Raw genomic sequence first — 6070 nt, 5'->3', positions numbered from 1 at the left:
GAGGTCCCGGAGCGCCCGCCGCGCCCCGCGCCCGCCCGGGCCCCACGCCGCGCCCCCCCCCGCCCCCCCGCCGGCCCGGCCCGGGGGGGGCGCCCCCCCGACTGCGGATCAGTCCCGCTGCGCGGCCCGGTTGACGGCGCTGACCAGGGCCTTCAGCGAGGCCAGCACGGTGTTGCCGTCGATGCCCACGCCCCACAGCACCTTGTCGCCCACGGCGCACTCGACGTACGCGGCGGCCTGCGCGTCGCCGCCCTCGCTCAGCGCGTGCTCGGCGTAGTCCAGCACGCGGACGTCGGTGCCGATCGAGGCCAGCGCGTTGACGAAGGCGGAGACCGGGCCGTTGCCGGTGCCGGTCAGGGTGACGGGGGTGCCGTCGACGACCGCCTCGGTGGTCAGCGCGTCGCGGCCGTCCTCGGTGGTCAGGCTGCGGGAGCCGCTCAGCGCGATCCGGCCCCACGGGTTGGCGGGGGTGGGCAGGTACTCGTCCTGGAAGACGGCCCAGATGTCGGCGGGAGTGACCTCGCCGCCCTCGGCGTCGGTCTTCGCCTGGATGATCTTCGAGAACTCGATCTGCATCCGGCGCGGCAGGTCCAGCTTGTGGTCGTTCTTCAGCACGTAGGCGATGCCGCCCTTGCCGGACTGCGAGTTGACCCGGATGACCGCCTCGTAGCTGCGGCCGACGTCCTTGGGGTCGATCGGCAGGTAGGGCACGCCCCAGGTGTACTCGCCGACCGGGACGCCCGCGGCGGCGGCGTCGGCCTCCAGGGCGTCGAAGCCCTTCTTGATCGCGTCCTGGTGGGAGCCGGAGAAGGAGGTGAAGACCAGGTCGCCGGCGTAGGGGTGGCGCTCGGGCACCGGCATCTGGTTGCAGTACTCGGCGGTGCGGCGGATCTCGTCGATGTCGGAGAAGTCGATCATCGGGTCGACGCCCTGGGAGAACAGGTTCATCCCGACGTTGACCAGGTCCAGGTTGCCGGTGCGCTCGCCCTGGCCGAACAGGCAGCCCTCGACCCGGTCGGCGCCGGCCATCATGGCCAGCTCGGCGGAGGCGACGCCGGTGCCGCGGTCGTTGTGCGGGTGGGCGGACAGGCAGACGAACCGGCGGCGCGACAGGTTCCGCGACATCCACTCGATCTTGTCGGCGTACACGTTCGGGGTGGACCGCTCGACGGTGGTCGGCAGGTTCAGGATGATCTCGCGGCCCTCGCCGGGCTGCCAGACGTCCATCACCGCCTCGCAGACCTCCAGCGCGTAGTCCAGCTCGGTGTCGATGAAGATCTCCGGCGAGTACTCGTAGCCGAAGACCGTCTCGTCGCCCAGGATCTTCTCGGCGTACTCCATCACCAGCCGGGTGCCGTCGGTGGCGATGGCCTTGATCTCGTCCTTGCTCGCCTTGAACACCACCCGGCGGAACATCGGCGAGGTGGCGTTGTACAGGTGGACGGTGGCCCGCGGCGCGCCCTTCAGCGACTCGACGGTCCGCTCGATCAGGTCCTCGCGGGCCTGCGTCAGCACCGAGATGGTGACGTCCTCGGGGATCGCGCCCTCTTCGATCAGCGAGCGGACGAAGTTGAAGTCGGTGGCGCCGGAGGACGGGAAGCCGACCTCGATCTCCTTGTAGCCCATCGCCACCAGCAGGTCGAACATCTTGCGCTTGCGGGCCGGCGACATCGGGTCGATCAGCGCCTGGTTGCCGTCGCGCAGGTCGGTGGACAGCCAGCGCGGGGCCTGGGTGATCACCTTGCTCGGCCAGGTGCGGTCCGGCAGGTCCACGGTGCCGAAGGGTACGTACCGGTGGAACGGCATCCCCGAGGTCTTCTGCTGCACGCTCGCGGCGGTGATCGGGGTGGGACGGTCGACGAACGCGCGGGCGACGGAGGACTGTTCGGTCATGGCTGGGGCTCTCGGCTTCCCTTGTCGAAGGCGGTCTGCGGTCGGGGGATCAGGACACCCGACTCGGCCGACTGGATGCGCCGCCGCGGATCACGCTGGGCGCAACACGACTCCCCGCGGCGAGGGGGCCGGCCTTCACTGGACTACAGGCCCTCGCCGCGGCAGCTAAGAAGAAGCAGCCGGATACGCATGATGTCGCCACTGTAACCCGGCCGGTGACCCGGCCGCAGTGAGCGCCGCCACGATCCCACCCAGTGAGACGGCGTCCGGCTGGCGGGCCGTGACCGGCCGCGTGCGGAGCGACTGCCGGACGGGGGCGGCAAGTTGGTGAAAAGCCTCGGCAAACCCGTTCGCCGCCCTGCACACTGACAACCATGCGTATCCAGGTCACCCGCACCGGCGGGTTCGCCGGCCTGCTCCGGTATGCCGAGATGGACACCGAGGCGCGCCCGGACGCGCCGCACGTGCACGCGCTGGCGCGCGAGGCGATGGCCGGCGGGCTGCGCGCGCCCGCGTACGGCGTGCCCGACGGCTTCCACTACGAGATCACCGTCGACGGCCGCACCGTGCACTGCGCCGACCCCAAGCTGACCGACTCGCAGCGCGAACTGGTCGGCCTGGTGCTGCGCGAAGGCGCCTGAGACCCCGGGCGGGAACCGGCAGGACGCCCGGGCCCCGTCCGGAACGGCGGACAGGCCCGGAGCGGCGGACCCGCGGGAGCGGTCAGAGCCAGCCGTCCAGCGAGGCCAGGAACCCGGCCGGGTCGTCCCGGTGGATGCAGTGCCCGGCCCCCGGGACGGTCCGCACCTCGAAGCCCCGGCGGCGCAGCTCGGCGGCCTCCTCGGACGTCACCAGGACGCTCGGGTCGGCGAGTTGGACCAGCGAGGGCACGGCCGGGGAGCCCGGCAGCGCGGACAGTTCGGGGTGCGCCCACAGGCCGACGGCGGTGTCGCTGTCCCAGGCGGCGAGACTGGCGAGCTCCGCGTCCACGTCCTCCGGCGGCCAGTCGGGGTGCATGGTGGTGATGAACTGCCGGGTGCCGAAGCGCTTGAAGCCGACGAACGGCTCCGGGCCCATGCCGGGCCGGTCGAAGACGAAGGCGGGGTCGCTGTAGACGGCCCGGTCGGGCTTGAGCCGGTCCACGGCCCGCCACAGCGCGAGCGCGCCCATCGAGTGGCCGACGGCCAGTGCGGCCCCGGCGGGCAGGGTGTCGACGAGGTCGTCGGCGAACTGCTCGGGCCCGTACCGGTCGGCGGCGGTGGCGCCCTCGCCGCGCGGCGAGGCGCCGTGGCCGCGCAGGTCGACGCCGATCACCCGGTAGCCGCGGTCGGCGAGGGCGGGGCCGATCACCCGCCAGGTGCGGTGGTCGGACTGGATGCCGTGGATCAGCAGGGCGGTCCGGTCGCCCCCGCCCCACTCGTGGGTGTGCAGCTTCACGACCGGCCCCTCCCCTGTCCGACTGTCCGACGCCCCGTCAGAAACCGAGCTTACGCAGCTGCTTGGGGTCGCGCTGCCAGTCCTTGGCGACCTTGACGTGCAGGTCGAGGTAGACCGGGGTGCCGAGCAGCGCCTCGATCTGCTTGCGGGCGGTGGTGCCGACGTGCTTGAGCCGGGAGCCCTTGGCACCGATCACGATGGCCTTCTGGCTCTGCCGCTCGATGTACACGTTGGCGTGGATGTCCAGCAGCGGGCGGTCGGCGGGCCGGCCCTCGCGCGGGATCATCTCCTCGACCACCACGGCCAGCGAGTGCGGCAGTTCGTCGCGGACGCCCTCCAGCGCGGCCTCCCGGATGAGCTCGGCGACCATGATCTGCTCGGGCTCGTCGGTGAGGTCGCCGTCCGGGTACAGCGGCATGCCCTCGGGCAGCAGCTTGGTCAGCAGGTCGGCGACCAGGTCGACCTGCTTGTCGCCGACGGCGGAGACGGGGATGATCTCGGCCCACTCGATGCCGAGTTCGGCGCCCAACTGCTGGACGGCGATCAGCTGCTCGGCGAGCCGCTTGGAGTCCACCAGGTCGGTCTTGGTGACCAGCGCCACCTTCGGGGTGGACTTCTTGATCTCGGCGAGTTCCTTGGCGATGAACTTGTCGCCGGGGCCGAGCTTCTGGTCGGCGGGCACGCAGAAGCCGATCACGTCGACCTCCGCCCAGGTGGTGCGCACCAGGTCGTTGAGGCGCTCGCCGAGCAGGGTGCGGGGCTTGTGCAGGCCCGGGGTGTCCACCAGCACGAGCTGGGCGTCGGGGCGGTGCACGATGCCGCGCACGGTGTGCCGGGTGGTCTGCGGACGGTCGGAGGTGATCGCGACCTTCGTCCCGACCAGGGCGTTGGTCAGGGTCGACTTGCCCGCGTTGGGACGGCCGACGAAGCACGCGAACCCGGAGCGGTACGGGGAGGAAGGGGCATTCATGGCACCCATTGTCCCCGATCGGCCGGGCCGACCCGGCCACCCGGTGCCTCAGCCGGTCTTCTTCCTCCCGCCGCCCGTGATGCCGCCGACCAGAACCAGGGCCAGCAGCACCAGGGTGCCGGCCAGCCACCAGGGGGAGCCGGTCTCGTGCCAGCGGCCGAAGCCCATGACGCACAGCAGCAGTCCGCAGAAGAACGCGGCGATCCCCATGTCCACTCCCCCGCACCATTGGCCGGAGCGATTATCGCACCGGCCAATGGGGTGTCCAGGGGTCAGCGCGCCTCGGCGGCCAGCTTCAACGCCCCGTCAGGACCGGCCAGCAGCACCGGCGTTCCGGCCCCGCCCAGGTCCCGCACCGCCGCCAGGTCGGCCGCCGCCGGCTCGTCCGCGGCGGAGACCACCGCGGCCGCCTCCAGGCTCTTCGCCCCGCTGGCCACCGCCATCGCCACCGCCGTCTGCAGCGCACTCAGCCGCAGCGACTCCAGCGCGACCGTTCCGGCCACGTAGGTGCGGCCGGTCTCGTCGCGGACCGCCGCCCCCTCGGCCACACCGTTGCGGGCGCGGGCCGAGCGGGCCAGCGTGATGATCTTCTTGTCCTCGGGGTCCAGCTCGGAAATCTCGCTCATGGCCCGAGCATAGGCGGCCCGCCGGCCCGCCGACCGGGGCGTCCGGCCCTCGGCCCTCCGGCGGCTCAGTCCGTGAACAGACGCCCGCGGGCGGCCGGCCGTCATTCCGTGAACAGGCCCGGCGGACGGCCGGCCGTCATTCCGGGAGCAGCGCCCCCACCCCGGCCGGCGCGAACTCCGCCAGCGCCTTGTCGATCCGGTCGAGCACCGCGTCGTCCAGCACCAGGTCGGCGGCGGCCTGGTTCTCCGCGATGTGCGCGGGGGTGCGGCTGCCCGGGATCGGCACCACGTGCTCGTACTGCCGCAGCAGCCAGGCCAGCGCCAGCTGGCCGGGCGTGGCGCCCAGCTCGGCGGCGATCGCGCGGACCGGCGCGTACCGGTCGTTGTTCGCGGCCAGGTTCTCGGCGGAGAACCGGGAGATCTGCTGCCGGAAGTCGCCGTCGGCGACCTGCTGCACGGTGCCGGTCAGGAAGCCGCCGCCGAGCGGGCTCCAGGCCACCACGCCGACGCCCAGTTCGCGGGCGGCGGCCAGCAGCCCGGCGTCGATCGGCTGCCACATCGACCACTGGACCTGCACCGCCGCCACCGGGTGCACCGCGTGCGCGGCGCGCAACTGCTCGGCCGTCACGTTGGACAGCCCCAGGTGCCGCACCAGGCCGTCGCCGATCAGCTCGGCGACCGCCCCGACGGTCTCCTCGAACGGCACCTGCGGGTCCGGGAAGTGCGGGTAGTACAGGTCGATCACGTCGGTGCCGAGGTTGCGCAGCGACTGCTCCGCGTAGCCGCGCACGTACTCGGGCGCGCAGTTGACCGCCAGCTCGCCGAACGCGTAGTTCACCGGGAAGCGGTGCGCCTCGGCGCCGTCCGGGATCCGGAAGCCGAACTTGGTGGCCAGCACCACCTCGTCGCGCCGCCCGCGCACCGCGCGGCCGACCGCCCGCTCGTTGTGCCCGTCGACGCCGTAGCCGTCCGCGGTGTCGATCAGCCGGGCGCCGGCGTCGATCGCGGCGTGCAGCGCGGCCTGGCCGCGCTCCTCGTCGATGTCCCCGTACATCCCGGGCGAGACCACCATCGCGCCGAACCCGATCGGCGAGCTGGCCAGTGCCCCCAGCATGCGTTCCGTCATCGTCTCTCCCCCTCCGAA

7 protein-coding genes are annotated in these 6070 nt (G+C 72.6%); 1 reads left to right on the top strand and 6 read right to left on the bottom strand.

Annotation, left to right across the window (positions count from 1 at the left end; translation table 11 throughout):
• Positions 1-108 precede the first annotated feature (108 nt).
• Complete coding sequence (leuA, locus tag ACFV1L_RS20900) at positions 109-1893, bottom strand: 2-isopropylmalate synthase (RefSeq protein WP_380367831.1); 1785 nt, start codon at positions 1891-1893, stop codon at positions 109-111.
• A 374-nt stretch (positions 1894-2267) separates the two neighbouring features.
• Between leuA and ACFV1L_RS20895 the strand changes: the two genes are divergently transcribed.
• The gene (locus tag ACFV1L_RS20895; RefSeq protein WP_035862668.1) at positions 2268-2534 is read left to right on the top strand and encodes a protealysin inhibitor emfourin; all 267 of its coding nucleotides are present in this window, start codon (positions 2268-2270) and stop codon (positions 2532-2534) included.
• A gap of 82 nt (positions 2535-2616) precedes the next feature.
• Here ACFV1L_RS20895 and ACFV1L_RS20890 read toward each other — a convergent pair whose 3' ends face one another.
• The 5 genes from ACFV1L_RS20890 to ACFV1L_RS20870 form a co-directional block, all read right to left on the bottom strand.
• Positions 2617-3330 carry an alpha/beta fold hydrolase gene (locus tag ACFV1L_RS20890; protein WP_380367829.1) on the bottom strand — a complete coding sequence of 238 codons (714 nt, stop codon included), beginning with the start codon at positions 3328-3330 and terminating at the stop codon, positions 2617-2619.
• Positions 3331-3367: 37 nt separating this feature from the next.
• The gene (gene era / locus ACFV1L_RS20885) at positions 3368-4300 is read right to left on the bottom strand and encodes a GTPase Era (RefSeq protein ID WP_035862671.1); all 933 of its coding nucleotides are present in this window, start codon (positions 4298-4300) and stop codon (positions 3368-3370) included.
• A 48-nt stretch (positions 4301-4348) separates the two neighbouring features.
• Complete coding sequence (locus ACFV1L_RS20880; protein WP_380367827.1) at positions 4349-4510, bottom strand: hypothetical protein; 162 nt, start codon at positions 4508-4510, stop codon at positions 4349-4351.
• Positions 4511-4572: 62 nt separating this feature from the next.
• A complete protein-coding gene (locus tag ACFV1L_RS20875; protein ID WP_380367825.1) occupies positions 4573-4926 on the bottom strand; it encodes a cytidine deaminase in 354 nt (117 codons plus the stop codon).
• Between the two features lie 136 nt (positions 4927-5062).
• Positions 5063-6052: an aldo/keto reductase gene (locus tag ACFV1L_RS20870; protein ID WP_380367824.1), complete on the bottom strand. Its 990-nt coding sequence runs from the start codon at positions 6050-6052 to the stop codon at positions 5063-5065.
• Positions 6053-6070: the final 18 nt, after the last annotated feature.

Source organism: Kitasatospora sp. NPDC059646, assembly GCF_042734615.1.
Classification (GTDB): Bacteria; Actinomycetota; Actinomycetes; order Streptomycetales; family Streptomycetaceae; genus Kitasatospora.
The sequence above is the reverse complement of the archived record's forward strand: the minus strand, read 5'-3'. Positions and strand labels throughout refer to the sequence as shown.